This window comes from Streptomyces sp. Q2 (genome assembly GCF_056820935.1).
Window position 1 is genome coordinate 22,600 of sequence record NZ_JBXEJE010000057.1, and the last position, 19,226, is coordinate 41,825.

Genomic DNA, 19,226 nt, shown 5'->3' on the forward strand with positions numbered 1-19,226 from the left:
GGCGCGAGCGAATTCTTTCGTTGCGTGGGAGCGCTTCCATGGCAGGCATGTGCATGCCACGATGCTCGGCGGATGCTTTCCTTCCGTGAGAGGCCGGTCGATGACGACTCCACGTATGCGTACGTACATCAGCGGGCTTGTGCTCGCTTTACTGGCCGTCGGTTTGGCGGCCCTGTCGCCCGGCCCGGCCGCCGCCGGTGACGTGGGGGCCGGTCGGTCCGGCCCGCTGACCGGCTCCTTCACCTGGTCCTCGACCGGCCCGCTGATCGCTCCCAAGCCGGACGCCGGCCACCCGATCGTCTCCGTGAAGGACCCGACGGTCTTCAGCTACAAGAACCGCTGGCACGTCTACGCGACCACCGCCGACACCGCCGGCCGCTGGAGCCTGGCGTACAGCAGCTTCAAGGACTGGTCCCAGGCGGCGGCCGCACCGCAGACCTTCCTGGACGCCAACGCGAACATCGGCAACCGGTACGCCGCCGCGCCCCAGGTGTTCTACTTCGCCCCGCAGAAGCTCTGGTACATGGTCTACCAGACGGGTCCGCCGTCCTACTCCACCACCACCGACCCCTCCAAGCCGGAGAGCTGGAGCGCCCCGCGCTACTTCTTCGACAGCGAGCCACCGGTGCTCACGGAGAACAAGGGCGACGGGTTCTGGCTGGACTTCTGGACGATCTGCGACAAGGCCGACTGCTATCTGTTCTTCTCCGACGACAACGGCCACCAGTACCGCTCCCGGACCACGCGCGCCGAGTTCCCGAACGGGTTCCGCGACACCGAGATCGTGCTGGCCGAACCCAACCGCTTCGACCTGTTCGAGGCGAGCAACGTCTACCGTCTCGGCACGAGCGGCAAGTACCTCATGCTCGTCGAGGCGCTCGCCACCAATTCCGACTGGCGCCGCTATTTCCGGGCCTGGACGGCCGACAGTCTGGACGGCACCTGGACCCCGCTCGCGGACACCGAGGCGAGCGCCTTCATCCGCGCGAACAACGTGACCTTCGAGGCCGGGCAGCCGGCCTGGACCAAGGACTTCAGCCACGGCGAGCTGATCCGCGACGGCGTCGACCAGACGCTCACGATCGACCCGTGCCGGCTGCGGTTCCTCTACCAGGGCCTGGACCCGGCGGCGAGCGGTGACTACTCCCAACTGCCGTGGCGATTGGCCCTGTTGACCCAGACGAACTCGGCCTGCTGAACAGTCACAGGCCAAGGAAACGCCGTACCACGTCCCCAGAGCCGCGACCAGAAAGGGACAAGGACGTGCCCCTCATCCCCCGAAACCCCCGCAACCCCCAGAGAAGATCCCCGCGTTCGGTGCTCGTGACGCTGCTCGCGGTACTGCTGCCGTTGCTCGCGGCCGGCCTTCTCGCCGCGCCGACGGCCTCGGCCCGCCCCGAACGGGCCGCCGCGGCCCCTACCGCGACGCTCACCGAAGTCACGAACTTCGGTACCAATCCCAGCAACCTCCAGATGTACCTGTACGTGCCGGACAGCGTCACCGCGAACCCCGCGGTCGTGGTCGCCGTGCACTACTGCACCGGCTCCGGCCCCGCCATGTACTCCGGCACCGAGTGGGCCTCACTGGCCGACCGGTACGGATTCGTCGTGGTCTACCCCTCGGTCACCCGCGCCAGCAAGTGCTTCGACGTCTCCTCGCCCCAGGCGCTGAAGCGGGGCGGTGGCAGCGACCCCGTCGGCATCAAGTCGATGGTCGACTGGGTCACGCGCACCTACTCCGCCGACACCAGCAGGGTCTTCGCCACCGGCATCTCGTCCGGCGCGATGATGACGAACGTCCTGCTGGGCGACTACCCCGACGTCTTCTCGGCGGGCGCCGCCTTCTCCGGCGTACCGTTCGGCTGCTTCGCCACCACCGACGGCTCCGAGTGGAACAGCGCCTGCTCCGGCGGCACGGTGACCCACACCCCTCAGGAGTGGGGCGACCTGGTCCGCGCCGCCTACCCCGGCTACTCCGGGCCCCGGCCGCGCATGCAGGTCTGGCACGGCACCGAGGACGACGTGCTGCGCTACCCCAACTTCGGGGAGGAGATCAAGCAGTGGACGAACGTCCTGGGCGTCAGTCAGACCCCGGCCGCCACCGACACGCCCGTCTCCGGCTGGACCCGCACCCGCTACGGCGCCACCGGTGACCGTGCCCCGGTCGAGGCGATCAGCCTCCAGGGCATCGGCCACAACCTCTACGTCACCGGCATGGCGGCCCGCGCCCTCACCTTCTTCGGCCTGGACAGCTCGGGTCCGGCACCCCAACCCCAGCCCGGCGCCTGCAAGGTGACGGCCTCCACCAACGTCTGGAACACGGGCCTCACCGCTTCCGTCACCCTCACCAACACCAGCACGACCGCGATCAACGGCTGGACACTCGGCTTCACGCTTCCGGCCGGCCAGACCATCACCAACGGCTGGGGCGCCACGTACACGCCGTCCTCCGGGGCGGTGACGGCGACGAACGCCTCGTACAACGGCACGCTCGCCCCCAACGCGAGCGTCACCCTCGGCTATCAGGCGAACCACACCGGGAACAGCGCGGCTCCGGCTGCGTTCACGCTCAACGGGACGGCCTGCACGGGGTGACGTGCCAGGTCGTACGGGGGCCGGGGTCCCGGCCGCCGTACGACCGTGTCGTGCCGGTACGGCAGGAAGCGCCCGCATTGGGCCGGCGATGCTCAGACCGACCGGTGGTACTGGTCCGGCACGTGCACGTCACCGCCCAGTTCCCGTGCCGCCTGCCTGGCCCACGAAGGGCTGCGCAGCAGCTCGCGGCCCAGGAGTACGGCGTCGGCCTCCTCGTTGACCAGGATCTTCTCCGCCTGTTCGACGTCGGTGATGAGACCGACCGCGGCGACCGGGAGGGACGTCTCGGCCTTGACGCGGGCGGCGAAGGGCACCTGGTAGCCGGGGTCGGTCGGGATGCGGACGCCGGAGGAGACGTCGAGCAGGTCGATGCCGTGGGCGTGCAGGTCGCGGGCGAAGCGGACGGTGTCGTCCGGCGTCCAGCCGCCCTCCTCCAGCCAGTCCGTCGCCGAGACACGGAAGAACAGCGGCTTGTCGTCCGGCCACACCTCCCGTACGGCGTCGACGACTTCGAGGGCGAAGCGGGTGCGGTTCTCGTACGAGCCGCCGTAGGCGTCGGTGCGGTGGTTGGAGTGAGGGGAGAGGAAGTTGCCGATCAGATAGCCGTGGGCGCCGTGGATCTCGACGATCTCGAAGCCGGCGGCCAGGGCGCGACGGGCCGCGTCCGCGAACTGGCCGACCACTTCGCGGATCTGGTCGCCCGTCAGCTCGGTCGGCACCGGGTGGTTCTCGTCGAACGCCAGCGGGCTCGGTGCCAGCGGCTGCCATCCGTACGCGTTCGGCCCGAGCGGCGCGCCGCCCGTCCAGGGCCGGTCGGTCGAGGCCTTGCGGCCCGCGTGAGCGAGCTGGATGGCCGGGATCGTGCCCTGGGCCACCAGGAAGCGGGTGATCCGGCGGAACGCCTCGACCTGGGTGTCGTTCCAAATGCCGAGGTCGTACGGGGAGATCCGGCCCTCGGGGCTGACGGCGGTGGCCTCCACGACGATCAGGCCCGTGCCGCCGGCCGCGCGGGCAGCGTAGTGCGCGAAGTGCCAGTCGCCGGGTGCGCCGGTGTCCGGCCCGTCCGGTGCCGCCGAGTACTGGCACATCGGGGGCATCCACACCCGGTTCGGGACGGTCACGTCACGCAGGCTGAGGGGCTGAAAGAGGGCGCTCATGGCAGAGCTGCTCCGATCGTTCGCGGGGCCGATGGACGACTCGTACGATAGGCATCGTAGTACGGGAGATGTCAAACTACGAGACCTCTCGTACAATGGGACACCCCGAGCATGTGGAGCAGCCGTGACCTCCCCCGCCGTCAGCAGCCGAGACCTCCCGCATCCGGCGGCCGAGGAGATCCGGCTGGAATCCGTGCTGCACGCGCTGTCGGACCCCATGCGGCTGCGGATCGTGCGAGAGCTCGCCGCCGTCGGCGACGAGCTCTCCTGTTCGCACTTCGACCTGCCCGTCACCAAGTCCACGACCACGCACCACTTCCGGGTGCTGCGGGAGGCCGGAGTGATCCGGCAGATCTACCGGGGCACGGCCAAGATGAACGGCCTGCGCCGGGACGACCTAGACGACCTCTTCCCGGGGCTTCTCGGCGCCCTGCTCGCCGCCGCCGACCGGCAGGCCGTCCGCCTCGGCCACTGAACCGCCCTTGCCGGGCAGGTGGTTGAAGAGCACGTTCAGCACGATCGCCGTCAGACAGCCGGCGCTGATACCGCTGGTCATCACTGTCTGGAACCAGTCCGGGAACTTCGCGTAGATCGTCGGCACGCCGACCGGCAGCACACCCATGGCGACCGAGACGGCCACCACCGTCAGGTTGTTGTTGCCCTTGAAGTCCACCTGGGCCAGGGTCTTCAGGCCGCTCGCCGCGACCGTCCCGAACATCACCAGGCCCGCCCCGCCGAGCACCGGAGCCGGGACGGCCGCCACCACCGCGCCCAGCTTGGGCAACAGGCCGAGCAGCACGAGGATGCCGCCCGCGACGGCGACGACCCAGCGGCTGCGGACCCGGGTCATGCCGACCAGACCGACGTTCTGCGCGTACGCCGTGTACGGGAAGGTGTTGAAGACACCGCCCAGGACGGTGGAGAGGCCGTCGGCGCGCAGCCCGTCGGACAGCGAGCGCGGGTCCACCTTGCGTTCGGTCATCTCGCCGACCGCGATCAGGTCACCGGTCGTCTCGGTCATCGTCACCAGTGCCACCACCAGCATCGAGATGATCGCCGACGCCTCGAAGGTGGGCGCCCCGAAGTGGAACGGCGTGCTGATGCCGACCCAGTCGGCGTTCCCGACCCCGTCGAAGTCGGTGAAGCCGAAGGGAACGGCGACCGCCAGGCCGACCGCGATGCCGATCAGCACCGCGATCCGGCTCAGGAACTCCGGCGCGAAGCGCTGCACGCCCAGCACCACCGCGAGCACGAAGGCGGCGAGAGCGATGTTCTTCGGTGCCCCGAAGTCCTCCGCGCCGACACCGCCGGCGACCCAGTTGCCCGCGACCGGCAACAGCGAGATGCCGATGACCAGGATGACCGTGCCCGTGACGAGAGGCGGGAAGAACCGCAGCAACCTGCCGAAGACCGGCGCGAGAAGCACGATGGCGAGCCCCGCGACGATCACCGAGCCGTAGATCGCCGGCAGCCCGCCGCCCGTCGTCCCGATGAGCACCATCGGCGACACGGCGGCGAACGTGCAGCCCTGCATGATCGGCAGCCGCACACCGAACCGCCAGAAGCCGATGCACTGGATCAGCGTGGCGACACCGCACACCAGCAGGTCGGCGGTGATCAGATACGCCAGGTCCGCGGCCGACAGCTTCATCGCACCGCCGACGATCAGCGGCACGGCCACCGCCCCCGCGTACATCGCGAGCACGTGCTGCAGACCGAAGGCGGCCAGCTGCCGTACGGGTGGGACCTCGTCGACGGGATGCGCGGGTGCGGTCGTTGCCATGGGCACTCCAGAGCGGCGGATGGCTGGAAACATGCGAACAGCACGAGACCGTAAGGTGCTTGAACAGTTTGTTGATTTCGATGCCGTTGCCGATGTGTGTCATGCCCACCCAGTTGTCCGCGAAGCAGCTGGGAAGCGGCTAGGAAGTGGCCGATCGCGCCGCCATCAGCAAGGACTCCCAGTCCGGCAGCTTCACCACGCCCCGCCCCAGAGACGCCCCGAGCTCGGCCTCTGCCCGCTCGATCGCCTGCCAGCCCGCCCACTGGACCGGACGGATCCCCTCGGCGCGCAGTGCCGCCAGCGGGTCGTCGGGCAGATCTTCGCGTACGAGCACGGGGGCGTCCTCCAGCAGTGACGTCACCGTCTCCTTGGCGCACGGACGGTTGGTGCCGATGACGCCCGTCGGGCCCCGCTTGATCCAGCCCGCCACGTACTCGCCCGGCGCGACCGCCCCCTCGCGCAGCACCCGTCCGGCGACATTGGGCACCGTGCCGCTCGCCGCGTCGAACGGCAGCCCCTCCAGCGGCACCCCGCGATAGCCCACTGAGCGCAGCACCAGCTGGGCCTCGATCTCCTCGAACACGCCGGTGCCCGTCACCCCGCCGCGCCCGTCCGGCGCCGTCCGCTCGAACCGCACCGCGCCCACGCGCCCCGAGTCGGCGAGGAGTTCGACGGGCCGCAGAAAGAAGCGCAGCCGGATCCGATGGGGCGCGGAGTCCCGCGCCGGAGCCTTTGCCCAGCCGCGCAGCACCTCCACGTTGCGCCGCTGCGCCGCGGGCAGCCCGGACGGGTCGACGTAGGCCGGGTCCAGGGCCAGCTCCGCCGGGTCGGCCACGACTTCGGTGCCCGGCAGGGCGCCCAGTTCGCGCAGCTCCTTGGTGGTGAAGCGGGCCTGGGAAGGGCCGCGCCGCCCCACCATGTGGACCTCTGTCACCTGGCTCGCGGCCAGCGCGGCGAGCGCCGACTGCGGCATGTCGGTGGGGCTCAGCTCCGCGAGGCCCCGGGCCAGCATCCGCGTGACGTCCACGGCGACGTTCCCCACCCCGATGACCACTGCCGAGCGGGCACCGATCACGAAGCCGTCGGCGGCGGAGTCGGGGTGCGCGCTGTACCAGGACACGAACTCGGTCGCCGACCAGCTGCCCGGCAGGTCCTCACCGGGGATCCCGAGGTGCCGGTCGGTCGCGGCGCCCACGCAGTACACGACGGCGTGGTACAGCTCCCGCAGTCGGGTGGCCGGCACGCCCCCGGGACCGACCGGAACGCCACCGAGGAAGCGCACCCGCTCGTGCTCAAGGACCATGCGCAGATTGTTCTGCAGCGACTTGATCTTCTCGTGGTCCGGCGCCACGCCGTACCGCACCAGGCCGTACGGGCACGGCAGCCGGTCCAGGACGTCGACGCGCACTTCTTGGTCCTGCTGGACGAGACTCTGGGCGGTGTAGCACCCGCTCGGTCCCGAGCCGACGACGGCGACATGCAGCACGGCGGAACTCCTCACCCAGGGACCCGGGGGGTCGACGGGAGATCGCTGTCACGTCCAGCATCGCACCACCGGCGCTCCGCTGACAGGGTGCTGTGCGCCGGACGAGCACGCGTGTCCGTTCGTATGGAATGTGATCATGCGGTTACGTTGCGTGTGTGCTAGAAGCATCCTTTCTTAATCTTTCCGACCGGTGTCCGACGGACGGCACCGTGTCCGTGCGGCCCGCGTGGGAAGTGCGGGAGAACGAGGGCGCTGTGACGACGGCATGGTTCGACGTCCGGCTGGAGTTCGGCGACGGCGCCCGGGTCGAGGCGCTCGCCGTGGTGTCCGAGGGGCGTGTCTCCCTGGAGGACGTCCGGGCCCAGCCGGCCCTGTCCCTCGACGACCTGGCCGTGCTCGCGGACTGGATCGAGGACCCGCTCGCCGAGGTCTCCGGAGTCGGGCCCGAGCCCGAACCCGAGGCGGCCGCGCCGCGCCGCGCCCGCCCCGCCTGGCCGCGCGGCATCGAGGGGCGGCGGCTCGTCGCGCAGGAGTACCGGGCGGCCCAGGAAGAGGGCGTCGACCCCGTACTCGCGGTGATGAGCGCGACCGGGCACAGCCGGCGCAAGTCGCTGCGGCTGATCGCCCAGGCGCGAGACGCGGGCTATCTCACGCCCCGTCACGCGCGGCGCTGAGCCGGCCGTTGGGCGGTGTCTCGCTGTGCCGGTCCGTTGGGCGGTCTCGCGGTTGATCAGACCCGTGAGGCGGCATCTCGCTGTGCGGAGATGCCGGGCGGTAACCCGCCAGAGGGTCACCCCATGTCCCGCATCCGCGTGATCTCGCTGGTCTGCTGGGCCACCACCTCGTCGGCCATCTCCTCGATCCGGATGTTGTTGCCCTGCCCCTTCACGTCCGTGGCCATCGTGATCGCGCCCTCGTGATGCGTGATCATCAGGGTGAGGAAGAACGCGTCGAACGCCTCACCCTTCGCCGCGCGCAACTTCTTCAGCTGGGCCTCGGTCGCCATGCCGGGCATCGAGGCGTGCGCGTGGCCGTCGCCCTTCTCGTCCTCACCGTGCTCCGCCAGCCAGGCCCGCATGCTCTCGATCTCCGGGCCCTGGGCGGCGGCGATCCGTTCGGCGAGCTTCTTGAGCTTCGACGACTCGGCGCGATCGGGGACCAGCCGGGTCATCTCCAGGGCCTGGGCGTGGTGCTCGATCATCATCCGCGCGTAGGCGATGTCGGCCGAGTTGGGGGAGTCGTCGTCGGTGCGCTGCCGTGCGGCGTCCTCGGCGGACATCGTCCGGTTCGCCTCCCCGGGCTTGCCGGGCACGAGCACCGAAGGGCCGGTCGCCGAGGCCGACTTCGCATCCGGCCCGGAGTCGCAGCCCGCGAGGCCGAGCACGGCCAGGGCGGCCAGTGAGGCCGCGGCGAAGGGTGCGCGGTACGCACGACGGAAGGGCACAACGACCTCCTGTGGCAGGCGTGATGGTGGACACCTCGTGAGTGTCGAAGACCGTCCTAGCACGCCCGGGTGCGTGACTGATCAAAAACCTTCATTACGTCTTCGTTGCCCCCTGTTGATATGTGCATGGTGAAGACGATACTTCGGTGGTGCGTGAACCGTTCCCCCACGAACGGCACCAGGGAGGAAACAGTGATCCTGTTGAAAGAACCCCGAACGCGTCACAGACGACTGGGAGTTGCCGCCACAGCGGTGGGTCTCCTGGCAGCGCTGCTGACGGCCGGCCCGGCGGCCGCGACCCCCGACCCCGGGGACGCTCCGGCCACGAGTGAGGAGGTGTCCAAGAGCGACGAGGCCGAGGTCCGCGCGGCGATCGCCGAGGGCGAGATACCGGGCCAGGACGAGATCGTCCACTCCGACAACATCGAACACCTCGTCAACATCCCCAAGGACGTCCTGCCGGGCACCAATTCGGACCTGGCCTTCCAGGGCAAGTACGCCTTCTCCGGCAACTACGACGGCTTCCGCATCTTCGACATCAGCAACCCGAAGGCGCCCAAGACCGTCTCCCAGGTGCTGTGCCCGGGCTCGCAGAACGACATCTCCGTCTCCGGCGACCTGCTCTTCCTGTCGACCGACTCCTCGCGCAGCGACAGCAGTTGCAGCAGCACCACGCAGCCCGCCACCGAGAAGTCGTCGTGGGAGGGCATGAAGGTCTTCGACATCAGCGACAAGACGAACCCGAAGTACGTCGCCGCCGTCGAGACCGCCTGCGGCTCGCACACCCACACGCTGGTGCCCGAGCGGAAGAACGTCTACGTCTACGTCTCCTCGTACTCGCCCAACGCCACCTACCCGGACTGCCAACCGCCGCACGACGGCATCTCCGTCATCAAGGTGCCGCGCAAGGCCCCCGAGAAGGCGGCGGTCGTGGGCTTCCCGGTGCTCTTCCCCGGTGAGGGCCCGGACGGCGGCGGCAACCCGGGTGCGCCCACCAACCCGGGTGTCTCCAAGACCACCGGCTGCCACGACATCACCGTGCTGCCCTCGAAGGACCTGGCCGCGGGCGCCTGCATGGGCGACGGCATCCTCTTCTCCCTCAAGGATCCGGAGAACCCGAAGGTCATCGACCGGGTGCAGGACAACGTGAACTTCGCGTTCTGGCACTCGGCGACCTTCAACCAGAAGGCCGACAAGGTCGTCTTCACCGACGAGCTGGGCGGCGGCGGCGCGGCCACCTGCAACGCGGAGATCGGTCCGAACAAGGGTGCCGACGGCATCTACGACATCGTCGGCAAGGGCGATAACCGCAAGCTCGTCTTCCGCAGCTACTTCAAGATCGCCCGCCACCAGGCGGCCGTCGAGGTCTGCGTGGCCCACAACGGCTCGCTGATCCCGGTCAAGGGCAAGGACCTCATGGTCCAGGCCTGGTACCAGGGCGGCGTCTCCGTCTGGGACTTCACCGACTCCGCCCACCCGAAGGAGATCGCCTACTTCGAGCGCGGCCCGGTCAACACCGAGCGGCTCACGACGGCCGGTTCCTGGTCGGCGTACTACTACAACGGCTACATCTACTCGAACGACATCGCCAAGGGCTTCGACGTGCTGAAGCTCAACGACCGGCGCACCGATCCGGCGAAGCGGGTCCGCCTCGGCGAACTCAACGTCCAGACACAGCCGGACTACTTCGACTGAGTCGTCGTACGGGTCTCGGGGCCGCCCTTTGGTGCGGCCCCGGTGGCGAAGAACCGTGACAGATCCCTGTCGCCGGTCCCGCCGGACGCCGGCTCGGTGTCCGGCGGGAGCCCCGACTCCCGCTCCAGCCGGTACCGCTTGAACAACTCGGCCCGCAGCACCGGCACGGACATCGGCACCCCCGGCACCAGGGCCGCGAAGACCGCGCCCATCAACAGGGCGCGCAGCATGGCGTAGTCCGCGTCGACGTCGTCGGAGCCGTGCCGGGCGACGGTGTCCCGCAGCAACTGGGACAGACGCTGCTGCTCCGGGCACTGCACGAAGCCCTCGGCCTGCAGGATCCCGGCCATGTGCTGGCGCATCAGCACCGGGTGATCTCGCGCCAGCCCCAGGATCGCGTCGATGGCCCGCGCCATCCGCTCCCGTCCGTCCTCGGTGCGCGGCTCGCGCTCCAGGGCCTCCTCCAGGGTGCGGTGCATCAGCCGGTGCACGGCGGACTGCACGAGTCTGCGCTTGCCGGGGAAGTAGTACGACACCAGCCCGCGCGCCGAACCGGCTCTGTCTGCGATGTCGCCGAGTGTGGTCGCCTCGTAGCCGCGCTCGCCGACCAGTTCGACCGCCGCCTGCAGAAGCCGCTCCCGGGAACGTCGGCGCAACTCTTCATTGACCGAGGCGCTGCGCGGGGACATGCTGTAACTCCTGCGTTGACTGGCTATCAGCCAACTATACTCAGCGGGTCCGGTCCGGCCCCCGAAAGGGCCTGGTCGGGTTGCCGCCGTCCTGGGCGACGCGGGGGATCGTCCAGGACGGTCGGGCATTCCCCGATGGTGGCCTCGGGCAACTTCGAGGGCCGGGGCGCCCGCCCTCGGATGCCGGGATCAGCCCACCAGATCCAGCACCGGCCGCAGTTGGTCCGGCCGTTGGCTCACCGGCAGGTGGTCCACGAAGTGCACCCCGCAGCCCAGGGCCGCCGCGCCGCCGTCCGCCCGCCGGTCGTCGCCGACCATGAGGGTGTCCCGCGGCTCGACGCCGAGAGCGGCGCAGGCGGTCGCGAACAGCCGGGGGTCCGGCTTCTGGATGCCGTGTTCGTACGACAGGACGTACGTGTCGACGCAGGAATCGAGGCCGTGCTCGCGGAACACCGGCCGCAGATCCCAGCCGATGTTGCTGACCACGCCGACGCCGATCCCGCGCTCGCGCAGTGTCCGCAGCACCTCGAGGGCGTCGGGGTACGGCGACCAGGCGGCCGGGGTCATGTGCCGGTCGTACAGAGCGTCGTACAACGCGGGTTCAGGCAGCGGCACTTGGCGGGCGACGCCGGTGTACGCGGCCCGGTGCAGCTCGGCGCTCTTGTCGCGGATCTCCCAGAGGTGGGCGAGCTCGTCGGGGATCGCTTCGACGGGATGGGTCCCGCCGGGCAGCGCGCCGACCCTTTCGAGGGCCTGCGCCTTCTGGAGGAACTCGGGCTCCTCGACGGAGAGTTCGGTCTCGGCCAGGACTGCACGCAGCCAGGACTCGGCGGACTCGATGCGGAAGAGCGTTCCGGAGAAGTCGAACAACACGGCGGCCATGGGGTGATCTTAAGGGGCGACATTCCACGCCGAGGGAAGAGCGCTGCCGCGGAACACGCAGACCATGTAGCCCTCGCGTGCGACGGAGCACACCCGGCACGGGTCGGAACACGGCCTCGTCCCTGAAGCGGCCGGGACGGGCCGATGCCCGCGAGATCCGGCTCGCGGGCGACGGTGTGCCACGCGTCGAGGTCCGGGCGGTACCCGGTGAACTGGTTGGTCACCTCGCGGACCGTCCAGGACCCGCCGTCGTGATGGAACCCGATATCGCCCGCGGACGACACGTCGCCGCCCGCCCACGCCACGTGTCCGCTGCTGCGAGGCGCGAGCCGCAGCGGGACCGTCGAGGCCGACGGAGATGGTGAACGGCTCCGCGATCTTGTGCCGTCCCGCGCTGGGACAGCCGGGCGGTGGGGTTGTCGGCGGTGTGGATGGGCCGGTCCGTGGGGCGCGAGCGGCAGCGGACCGTCGGGGTCGGCGGTGATGGTGAACGGTTCCGCGTTCTTGGTCGTCTCGTGCTGGGACAGCCGGGCGGTGGGGTTGTCAGCGGAGCCGACGAGCTGGGCCCGGGTGTCCGGCCGTACCGTCGATCTCGGCCCGGGAGGGTCGGTGAACCGCGCGTTCAAGCGGGCGGTCGGGTGGGGTCGTGTTGCCGGGACCTTCGTCCACGACGGGGATCGTGCGGCGGTGGCGCCGGAGACCGACCGGGACGAAGGCGTCGGTCACGCCCCGGCACGGTGGTAGCGGTAGCCGCGCGCGGGTGGGTTCACGGGCGTTGCCGCTGGTGCACCGCGACCGCCAGGGCCACCAGCATCGCGCCCAGCAGCCAGCCGCCGATCACGTCCGAGGGCCAGTGCACGCCCAGCCAGACGCGGGTCAGGCCGACGCCGACGACGGAGATCACGGCCACGGTCACGGCCGTACGCCACAGGACGCGGTCGGCGCCGCGGCGGTGCAGCAGCCACAGCAGGAGGCCGCACACGACGGTCGCGGTCATGGCGTGGCCGGAGGGGAAGGCGGCGTAGTGCGCGGAGTCGACGGGGTCGGGCCAGACGGGCCGCGGGCGCCCGACCGCGGCCTTCAGGGACTGCTGGACCAGCGAGCCCAGCGCGCAGGTCACCGCCAGCCAGACGGCCGTCCACCAGGCGGAATGCCGCCACACCAGCCACACCACGACGACCGCGCACAGGATGCGCATCGTCCAGGGGTCCCAGACCCAGTCCGTGAGGATGCGGAAGGTCTGGGTGACGTCCGGGTCGTCCACGGCCCAGCGATGGGTGGTGCGGGAGATGTCGCCGTCCAGCGTGAACAGGGGATGCCAGTCGGCGGCGACCAGAGCGATCAGCAGCGCGGAGCACAGCGCGAGGATGCCCGCGGCGCGGGCGGCGCTGCGATGCGCCGACGGGCGGGGCGGGGAGTCGACGGGCGAAGTGTGCATGCTGCGATCCTCGCCGAACCGTGGGCCGAGAAGCCAATTCCGGGGCCGATAAACCCGTTGGGCCGGCGCTACCCGAGGGCCCGCAACCCCGGCACGAAGGCGACCAGCACCGGCACGACCGGCACCAGCGCGGCGGCCGCCGTCAGCCGCAGCCGGCGGGCCGCGGTGAGCCGGTCCGGGGGTGTGAGCAGCCGGTGGACCCGCTGCGGCACGTGGGCCTGCGGGGTCGGGCACGGGCCGAACACACCCCGGTCCTCGTTCAGTCCGACCAGGGCGAGGGCGGTGGTCAGCCGGCCGAATCGGCGGGAGGCCATGTCGTCGGCGGCCAGCTCCACCAGCCGGTGCATCTCGTCCCGGAACGCGGCGAAGACCCGTACCTGCGGGAAACCGGCGGCCAGCGCGGCCGAGCAGTGCAGCAGCCAGTCGTGCCGGGCCTGCGCGTGACCCTCCTCGTGGGCGACGAGGGCGTCCAGCTGGCGGCCCTTCAGGCGGCGCAGTGCGGCCGTGGTGATGACGAGCCGGGGGGCCGTGCTCGGCAGCCACCAGGCGTCGGGCCGTTCGCCCTCAAGGATCACGAGCCGGCTGCCTGCGGCCTCTTCACCGGGCAACAGGGGGGCGCGCACCAGGAGTTCGGTTCGGCGCCGCCGACGGCGCGCACGGGCCCGGACGACTTCCCGGACCAGCATCGCCGCGCTCCACATGCCGCCGCACGCGAGGGCCACCGCCGTCGCCGCGGCCCACGGCTCGGCCGTGCCCAGCGTGTACGCCTCCACCACGACGTGCGGTGCCGGGGCGAACACATGACCGCCCACCGCCTGCCAGGCGGTCGCCGCGCTGAGCGTCATCGACAGCGCGCAGCACAGCAGTACGGCCGCCACCGCGCACTGCCACGCCCACAGGGCGAGCACCGGTTCGCGGTCCGCCCAGTCGGCCCGGGCCAGCAGCCGGGGCGCGACGACGGCGGTCAGGGCGCCGAGCAGCAACAGTGCCGCGGGGACCATCATGGGGGGCAGCCTATGAGCGCCGGGCACGTGAAGGTACGGCCTGCCACGGGAAGTGACGCAGGCAACGGTCGCGTGCGTACGGCGTTCCGCGTGACCTGGTGCCGGAGCACGTGCGCCGCGTCAGAGCGTCAGCAGCATGGCGACCATGCCGATCCCCATCGACAGCCGGCACGCCCGCACCAGCTCCGGTCGGTCGCCCCACCCCCCGGCGCCGCCGCCCGCGGCGACGGGGACCAGGCGCAGGCCGGACAGCAGCACGTATCCGGTGAAGTAGAGGAGCAGTGCCCCCGTCAGCAGCGGGATGCCGCCGCCGGGTCCGGGGTGGTGTCCGGCCTGGTGTCCGGGGGAGGCGGCCATGACCGCCGCCATGTAGACCATCGCCGCGGACCCGACGAGGTGGTGCAGGTGGTGGGCGCTCGCCCGGGCCGCCCACACGGCGCGCAGCGCCGCCGCGCCGAACACGACCGCGTAGGCCGGCCAGGCCCACGACGGGGGTGTGAACACGGCGGCGGGTACGGCCATCGCGGCCATGCCGAAGCCCATCAGCGCCTCGCCGCCCGCGGACCGGCGCTGCGCCTCCACGGTGCTGCGCATCCGCAGCAGGCAGTAAGCCCCGGTCGCCGCACACAGCGCCACCAGCAGCCAGCCAGGTGAAGCCGGTCCGTGCACGCCCACCTCCCCGATCGACGGTCCGTGCCTGGTTTTCGGTGCCTGACGTTCGGTGCTCGACGGTCGGTCAAGGGATGCCCTCGTCATGCGGCGCGCAAGCGAGCGCAAGGATGTACACGGGGAGCATTCGGCGGAGCACAGCACGTGAGCGGTTATCTTTTACAGGTAAAACACCTGCTAAGCTTATGTCTATGAGCCGTCCGACCACCCTCGCCTTTGCCGCCCCGCCCGCCCGACGCCTCCCACTCGCCGGCGTGCTGCGGCTGGGACGGCCCTCCGACATCTGGTTCAAGCCCGCCCTGAGCGTGGTCGTCGCGGTCGCCCCGCCCAACCTGCTCCTGCTGGCCCTCGGCCGGCTCGACCTGGCGATGTACACCATGGCCGGATCCCTGTGCGCGCTCTACACCCACAACCGCCCCTACGCCGCACGGGCCCGAGCCCTGGCATGGGTGGTCCTGGGCATGATCAGCGGCCTCGGCGTCGCTCTGCTCGCCGCCTCCCTCACCACCAGCGCCGTCGTCCTGGTGAGTGTCGGCGCCGTCCTGGCCGCCGTACAGAAGGTGCTGTGCGACGCCACCCGTGTCGGACCGCCGGGCAACGTGGTCCTCACCTTCATCAGCTCCGCCGCCCTGTTCACGCCCCAGACCCTCGGGCAGATCCCGGCCCACCTGGCACTGGCCGGAGCGGCGGGCGTCTGGGCCTGGCTCATCGGCATGGCACCCGGCCTGCTGCGCCCGCACGGCCCGGAGCGCCGCGCCACCGCACACGCGCTGAACGCCGCGGCCGCGTACGCCGCCACGCACGGCACCGGCGACGGGCACGCCAAGGCCCGCGCCGCGGCGGCCGCCGCCGTGCAGGCCGCCTGGCAGTCGCTGCTGTCCGCCGGAGCCGCCACCGAGCCCCGGCGCGCCCTCGAACGGCTCGTCGTGCGCGCCGAGGTCGCACTCGCCGCCCCGGCGGACACGGACCCCGAACCGCTGCGGACCTGGGCCCGCGCCCTGCGCGGCACCGTAGCGGTCCCGCAGGCCGAGCGGCTGCCCGCCGAGACCGAGGAACTCCTCGGCGTGGACGCCGAACTCGCCTCCCCGCACCGGCCGTGGTGGAGCCGGCTCGGACCGTTGACCCCGCTCGCCGTACGCACCGCCCTGGGCTGCGCCCTCGCCGGTTACGCCTCCCTCGCCCTCGGCGTCGGCCGCCCCTACTGGGCCCTGGTCACCGCGGCCTCCCTCTACCAGGCCAACCTCACCCTGACCTGGAGCCGGGGCGTCCAGCGGGTCGTCGGCAACCTCGTCGGTGTCCTCCTCTTCGCCGCCGTGGCGCCGCTGGCCCACCTCGGTCCGGCGGCTCTGGTCCTGTGCTGCCTCGCCTTCAACTTCGGCGCCGAGGCCCTGATCAGCCGCAACTACTGGCTCGGCAGCGTCTGCGTGACCCCGATGGCCCTGCTCATCACGGAGTTCGCCGGCTACCAGCAGCCCGGCCGGCTCATCACCGAGCGCCTCGTCGACACCGTCGTCGGCGCCCTGGTCGGCCTCGTGGCGGCCGTCGCCGTCACCAACCGGCGCGCGGGCACCGGCGTCGAGCGCGCGCTGGCCGCCGTGGAGCGCTCCCGCGAGCACGCCGCCCGTCTCCTGGCGGAGCCGCGGCCCGCGCCCAGAACCCTGGAATCCGCCCGCCGCGGCCTCGCCGCCGCCCTGGTCGACCTGCGCGCCACCGTCGAGGCCGCGTCCGGCGAATGGTGGCAGCGCGCCCTGCCCCACGAGAGGGTCGTGCTCGCCGAGCAGTCCGGACACCGTACGCTCGCGGCGACGGTACGGCGCCAGGGACTCCACCTGGGCCCGGACCGTCATACCGACCAGGCGACGGAGGACGTACGGCCATGACGGCGAGCAACGCAGCGGGCGCCCCCGGAGTGACGAGGAGCGACACCGTCGCCGCGGTGGTCCGGCAGTGGCAGACCGTCCACCCCGACCTCGACACCGGCCCCATGGAGGTCATCGGCCGCGTCAACCGTTGCGCCGCGCTCCTCCAGCAGGCCGAGGACGCCCCGCTGCGGCGGGCGGGTCTGAGCCGCGCCGAGTTCGACCTGCTGGGCGCGCTGCGCCGCACCGGACACGAGCTCACCCCCGGTGAACTGGCCCGCGAGACCTTCTCCTCCGGCGCCGCCGTCACCAAGCGCCTGAAGGCCCTGACCGAACGCGGCCTGGTCGAGCGCCGCGGCGACAGCCGCGACCGCCGCGTGGCCCACCTCCGCCTCACCGACGCCGGACGCGACCTGGTCGACGGAATCCTGCCCGAACAGCTCGCCTACGAGACCACCGTCCTGTCCGCCATGGATCCGGCCGAGCGGGACGAACTGGCCGTCCTGCTCTCCGGATTGCTGGGCCGGCTGGAAGGGCTCGCCGGGGTACTGCGTCCCTGACTCGTCCAACGGGCCGGTGTGGGCCAACCGTTGCGCTTGCGGGACGAGGAACTGCCCGTGGAGAACGGCCGGGTGGCCCTGCGGTGCGGCGACAGGTCGAGCGCCGGTCGTCGATCTCGGGCCACCGGTCGCCGTAGGTGTTCACTCTCGAGGCTCAGGCCGGGGTCTCGCCCACCGCCACCGGCAGCACCTCCGGTGGCTCAGATCCCGGCCCGGTACCGCAGCGGATGGTCTGCCGGAACCTCCACCAGCACGATCCGCGTCCCGTCCGGATCCGCGATCCACATCTCGATCAGCCCCCACGGCTCCCGCACCGGCGGCCGCACGATCTCGACCCCCTTGGCCCGCAGCTCGTCGTGCGCCGCGGACACGTTCTCCACCTGCATCCACAACCGCATGGCCGGCGACGGTGCCACGTCGGACCGGCCGGACAGCTCCAGGAAACCGCCCCCGAGGAAGTAGACGGTCCCGCGCTCCGGCCCCGTACCGAACTCGCGGGAGACCGCGAGGCCCAGCTGCGCGCCGTAGAAAACGCGGGACCGTTCCGGATCGGTGGGCCGCAGCAGTGTCCGGCCACTCAGTACGTGAACCATGCATCCGGAGCCTAGTGGCAGGGCGTTACTCTCATCGGTGCCCGAGCCGCGCGAGAACCGGAGAGCCGACCATGGAAACCGCCCTGACCTTCCGCGACGCCACCGACGCCGACGTGGACGCGCTGGTCGTGCTGATCCAGTCGGCGTACCGGGGGGACGCCAGCCGGAGCGGGTGGACCACCGAGGCGGACATCCTCGAAGGGCAGCGGACGGACCCGGAGGGCGTGCTGGAGGTCATCAAGTCACCCGACAGCCGGCTGCTCACGGTCGAGCGCGAGGGACGGATCGTGGCCTGCTGCCAGCTCGAACACCGTGGCCCGCACGCCTACTTCGGGATGTTCGCGGTCAGCCCGGTTCTCCAGGGCGCGGGCCTCGGCAAGGTGATCATCGCGGAGGCGGAGCGGATCGCCCGCGAGACCTGGGGCGTCGCCGAGATGCACATGACCGTGATCTCCGTACGCGACGACCTCATCGCCTGGTACGAGCGCCGCGGCTACCGCCGTACGGGAAGGATGACCCCCTTCCCGTACGGCGACGAGCGCTTCGGCGTGCCGCAGCGCGACGACCTGCGGTTCGAGCTGCTGGTCAAGGAGCTCGCATGATCTCTACGCCGTGAAGCGGCCGGTGCGTTTGATCTCCGGATAGTCGGTGGTGGCGCCGTCCAGCCCCAGGGCCCGTACCAGCCGCAGATGGTCCTGCGTGTTCACCACCCAGCCGATGATCTTCAGGTCGGCCTTGCGGGCGTCCTCGACGACCTCCAGCGTGAGCCGGCGGATGTTCAGGCAGACGGTCGAGGCGCCGACCGCGACGGCGCGGTCCACGATGTCGGGGCCGAACCTGCTGGCGATCAGCGCGGTGCGTACGCCGGGCACCAGCCGGGCGATCTCGGCGATCGCCTCGTCGTGGAACGAGGACACCTCCACGCGGGAGGTCAGGTCCCGGCGGTGCATGACCTCCGCCAGCGCGCGGGCCGCCGCCACGTCCTTGATCTCGGCCTGCAGCGGCGCGTGCACGCCGTCCAGCACCTCCTCGAACACCGGGACCCGCTCACCGCGGCCCGCGTCCAGGGCACGCAGCTCCGCGAGGGTCAGCTCGGCGATCGGGCCGGTGCCGTCGGTCGTGCGGTCCACGTCGGTGTCGTGCATCACGACGAGGGCGCCGTCCTTGCTCAGGTGCAGATCGAGTTCGATGACGTCGAGGCCCGCCTGGTCGGCGGCGACGAAGGAACGGAGGGTGTTCTCGGGCTCGACACCCATGACTCCGCGGTGACCGATGGTGAGGAAGTTCAAGACGAGACTCGCTTCCGTCGGGGGTGGCGGTGGGGGCGTCCCACGCGGCCGGGGCGGACGGCCGTGTGGGCAGGTCCGAAGCC

At 71.2% G+C, this 19,226-nt stretch carries 19 protein-coding genes; 8 read left to right on the forward strand and 11 right to left on the reverse strand.

The window, feature by feature from the left end:
- Positions 1-100 precede the first annotated feature (100 nt).
- Together ACWBNA_RS41945 and ACWBNA_RS41950 are read left to right on the forward strand one after the other, a co-directional pair.
- Positions 101-1,198: a glycoside hydrolase family 62 protein gene (locus tag ACWBNA_RS41945; protein ID WP_482709843.1), complete on the forward strand. Its 1,098-nt coding sequence runs from the start codon at positions 101-103 to the stop codon at positions 1,196-1,198.
- 119 nt (positions 1,199-1,317) lie between these two features.
- Complete coding sequence (locus ACWBNA_RS41950) at positions 1,318-2,595, forward strand: extracellular catalytic domain type 1 short-chain-length polyhydroxyalkanoate depolymerase (protein WP_482709844.1); 1,278 nt, start codon at positions 1,318-1,320, stop codon at positions 2,593-2,595.
- A 92-nt stretch (positions 2,596-2,687) separates the two neighbouring features.
- On the opposite strand, the gene ACWBNA_RS41955 is transcribed toward ACWBNA_RS41950, so the two are convergent.
- The gene (locus ACWBNA_RS41955) at positions 2,688-3,752 is read right to left on the reverse strand and encodes an NADH:flavin oxidoreductase/NADH oxidase (RefSeq protein WP_482709845.1); all 1,065 of its coding nucleotides are present in this window, start codon (positions 3,750-3,752) and stop codon (positions 2,688-2,690) included.
- A gap of 124 nt (positions 3,753-3,876) precedes the next feature.
- On the opposite strand from ACWBNA_RS41955, the gene ACWBNA_RS41960 reads away from it, so the two are divergent.
- Complete coding sequence (locus ACWBNA_RS41960; RefSeq protein ID WP_482709846.1) at positions 3,877-4,227, forward strand: ArsR/SmtB family transcription factor; 351 nt, start codon at positions 3,877-3,879, stop codon at positions 4,225-4,227.
- Here ACWBNA_RS41960 and ACWBNA_RS41965 read toward each other — a convergent pair.
- The gene (locus ACWBNA_RS41965; protein WP_482709847.1) at positions 4,150-5,535 is read right to left on the reverse strand and encodes a nucleobase:cation symporter-2 family protein; all 1,386 of its coding nucleotides are present in this window, start codon (positions 5,533-5,535) and stop codon (positions 4,150-4,152) included. The genes ACWBNA_RS41960 and ACWBNA_RS41965 overlap by 78 nt on opposite strands.
- A 139-nt stretch (positions 5,536-5,674) precedes the next feature.
- The gene (locus ACWBNA_RS41970) at positions 5,675-7,021 is read right to left on the reverse strand and encodes an FAD-dependent oxidoreductase (protein ID WP_482709848.1); all 1,347 of its coding nucleotides are present in this window, start codon (positions 7,019-7,021) and stop codon (positions 5,675-5,677) included.
- 209 nt (positions 7,022-7,230) lie between these two features.
- Between ACWBNA_RS41970 and ACWBNA_RS41975 the strand changes: the two genes are divergently transcribed.
- On the forward strand, positions 7,231-7,695 hold the full coding sequence (locus tag ACWBNA_RS41975; protein ID WP_482709849.1) for a DUF6214 family protein: 465 nt from the start codon (positions 7,231-7,233) through the stop codon (positions 7,693-7,695).
- A 116-nt stretch (positions 7,696-7,811) separates the two neighbouring features.
- Here the strand turns inward: ACWBNA_RS41975 and ACWBNA_RS41980 are convergent, their stop codons facing one another.
- A complete protein-coding gene (locus ACWBNA_RS41980) occupies positions 7,812-8,465 on the reverse strand; it encodes a DUF305 domain-containing protein (protein WP_482709850.1) in 654 nt (217 codons plus the stop codon).
- Between the two features lie 192 nt (positions 8,466-8,657).
- Between ACWBNA_RS41980 and ACWBNA_RS41985 the strand changes: the two genes are divergently transcribed.
- A complete protein-coding gene (locus tag ACWBNA_RS41985) occupies positions 8,658-10,160 on the forward strand; it encodes an LVIVD repeat-containing protein (RefSeq protein WP_482709876.1) in 1,503 nt (500 codons plus the stop codon).
- On the opposite strand, the gene ACWBNA_RS41990 is transcribed toward ACWBNA_RS41985, so the two are convergent.
- The 5 genes from ACWBNA_RS41990 to ACWBNA_RS42010 form a co-directional block, all read right to left on the reverse strand.
- Positions 10,148-10,849: a TetR/AcrR family transcriptional regulator gene (locus ACWBNA_RS41990; protein WP_482709851.1), complete on the reverse strand. Its 702-nt coding sequence runs from the start codon at positions 10,847-10,849 to the stop codon at positions 10,148-10,150. The genes ACWBNA_RS41985 and ACWBNA_RS41990 overlap by 13 nt on opposite strands.
- 189 nt (positions 10,850-11,038) lie before the next feature.
- Positions 11,039-11,731 carry an HAD family hydrolase gene (locus ACWBNA_RS41995; RefSeq protein ID WP_482709852.1) on the reverse strand — a complete coding sequence of 231 codons (693 nt, stop codon included), beginning with the start codon at positions 11,729-11,731 and terminating at the stop codon, positions 11,039-11,041.
- Between the two features lie 766 nt (positions 11,732-12,497).
- Complete coding sequence (locus tag ACWBNA_RS42000; protein WP_482709853.1) at positions 12,498-13,169, reverse strand: phosphatase PAP2 family protein; 672 nt, start codon at positions 13,167-13,169, stop codon at positions 12,498-12,500.
- A 68-nt stretch (positions 13,170-13,237) separates the two neighbouring features.
- Positions 13,238-14,173: a M56 family metallopeptidase gene (locus tag ACWBNA_RS42005; RefSeq protein ID WP_482709854.1), complete on the reverse strand. Its 936-nt coding sequence runs from the start codon at positions 14,171-14,173 to the stop codon at positions 13,238-13,240.
- A gap of 120 nt (positions 14,174-14,293) precedes the next feature.
- Positions 14,294-14,842, reverse strand: coding sequence for a DUF5134 domain-containing protein (locus tag ACWBNA_RS42010; protein WP_482709855.1), 549 nt, complete (start codon positions 14,840-14,842; stop codon positions 14,294-14,296).
- Between the two features lie 185 nt (positions 14,843-15,027).
- Between ACWBNA_RS42010 and ACWBNA_RS42015 the strand changes: the two genes are divergently transcribed.
- Both ACWBNA_RS42015 and ACWBNA_RS42020 read left to right on the forward strand, forming a co-directional pair.
- Complete coding sequence (locus tag ACWBNA_RS42015; RefSeq protein WP_482709856.1) at positions 15,028-16,722, forward strand: FUSC family protein; 1,695 nt, start codon at positions 15,028-15,030, stop codon at positions 16,720-16,722.
- On the forward strand, positions 16,719-17,261 hold the full coding sequence (locus ACWBNA_RS42020) for a MarR family winged helix-turn-helix transcriptional regulator (protein ID WP_482709857.1): 543 nt from the start codon (positions 16,719-16,721) through the stop codon (positions 17,259-17,261). The genes ACWBNA_RS42015 and ACWBNA_RS42020 overlap by 4 nt, the downstream gene beginning before the upstream one ends.
- Positions 17,262-17,461: 200 nt before the next feature.
- Here the strand turns inward: ACWBNA_RS42020 and ACWBNA_RS42025 are convergent, their stop codons facing one another.
- Positions 17,462-17,854, reverse strand: a complete 393-nt coding sequence (locus ACWBNA_RS42025; RefSeq protein ID WP_482709858.1) for a VOC family protein — start codon at positions 17,852-17,854, stop codon at positions 17,462-17,464.
- A gap of 71 nt (positions 17,855-17,925) precedes the next feature.
- Between ACWBNA_RS42025 and ACWBNA_RS42030 the strand changes: the two genes are divergently transcribed.
- Positions 17,926-18,456 (forward strand): GNAT family N-acetyltransferase, encoded by a 531-nt coding sequence (locus ACWBNA_RS42030; protein WP_482709859.1) that lies wholly within the window; start codon positions 17,926-17,928, stop codon positions 18,454-18,456.
- Positions 18,457-18,459: 3 nt separating this feature from the next.
- Here the strand turns inward: ACWBNA_RS42030 and ACWBNA_RS42035 are convergent, their stop codons facing one another.
- Positions 18,460-19,143, reverse strand: coding sequence for a glycerophosphodiester phosphodiesterase (locus tag ACWBNA_RS42035; RefSeq protein ID WP_482709860.1), 684 nt, complete (start codon positions 19,141-19,143; stop codon positions 18,460-18,462).
- Between the last annotated feature and the right edge of the window lie 83 nt (positions 19,144-19,226).

Bases quoted from the DNA above. Each gene is read 5' to 3' on its own strand.
- ACWBNA_RS42030 (WP_482709859.1), top strand. From the start codon at position 17,926: ATGGAAACCGCCCTGACCTTCCGCGACGCCACCGACGCCGACGTGGAC.
- ACWBNA_RS41995 (WP_482709852.1), bottom strand. From the start codon at position 11,731: ATGGCCGCCGTGTTGTTCGACTTCTCCGGAACGCTCTTCCGCATCGAG.
- ACWBNA_RS41945 (WP_482709843.1), top strand. From the start codon at position 101: ATGACGACTCCACGTATGCGTACGTACATCAGCGGGCTTGTGCTCGCT.
- ACWBNA_RS41955 (WP_482709845.1), bottom strand. From the start codon at position 3,752: ATGAGCGCCCTCTTTCAGCCCCTCAGCCTGCGTGACGTGACCGTCCCG.
- ACWBNA_RS42005 (WP_482709854.1), bottom strand. From the start codon at position 14,173: ATGATGGTCCCCGCGGCACTGTTGCTGCTCGGCGCCCTGACCGCCGTC.
- ACWBNA_RS42000 (WP_482709853.1), bottom strand. From the start codon at position 13,169: ATGCACACTTCGCCCGTCGACTCCCCGCCCCGCCCGTCGGCGCATCGC.
- ACWBNA_RS42020 (WP_482709857.1), top strand. From the start codon at position 16,719: ATGACGGCGAGCAACGCAGCGGGCGCCCCCGGAGTGACGAGGAGCGAC.
- ACWBNA_RS41965 (WP_482709847.1), bottom strand. From the start codon at position 5,535: ATGGCAACGACCGCACCCGCGCATCCCGTCGACGAGGTCCCACCCGTA.
- ACWBNA_RS42015 (WP_482709856.1), top strand. From the start codon at position 15,028: ATGTCTATGAGCCGTCCGACCACCCTCGCCTTTGCCGCCCCGCCCGCC.
- ACWBNA_RS41990 (WP_482709851.1), bottom strand. From the start codon at position 10,849: ATGTCCCCGCGCAGCGCCTCGGTCAATGAAGAGTTGCGCCGACGTTCC.
- ACWBNA_RS42025 (WP_482709858.1), bottom strand. From the start codon at position 17,854: ATGGTTCACGTACTGAGTGGCCGGACACTGCTGCGGCCCACCGATCCG.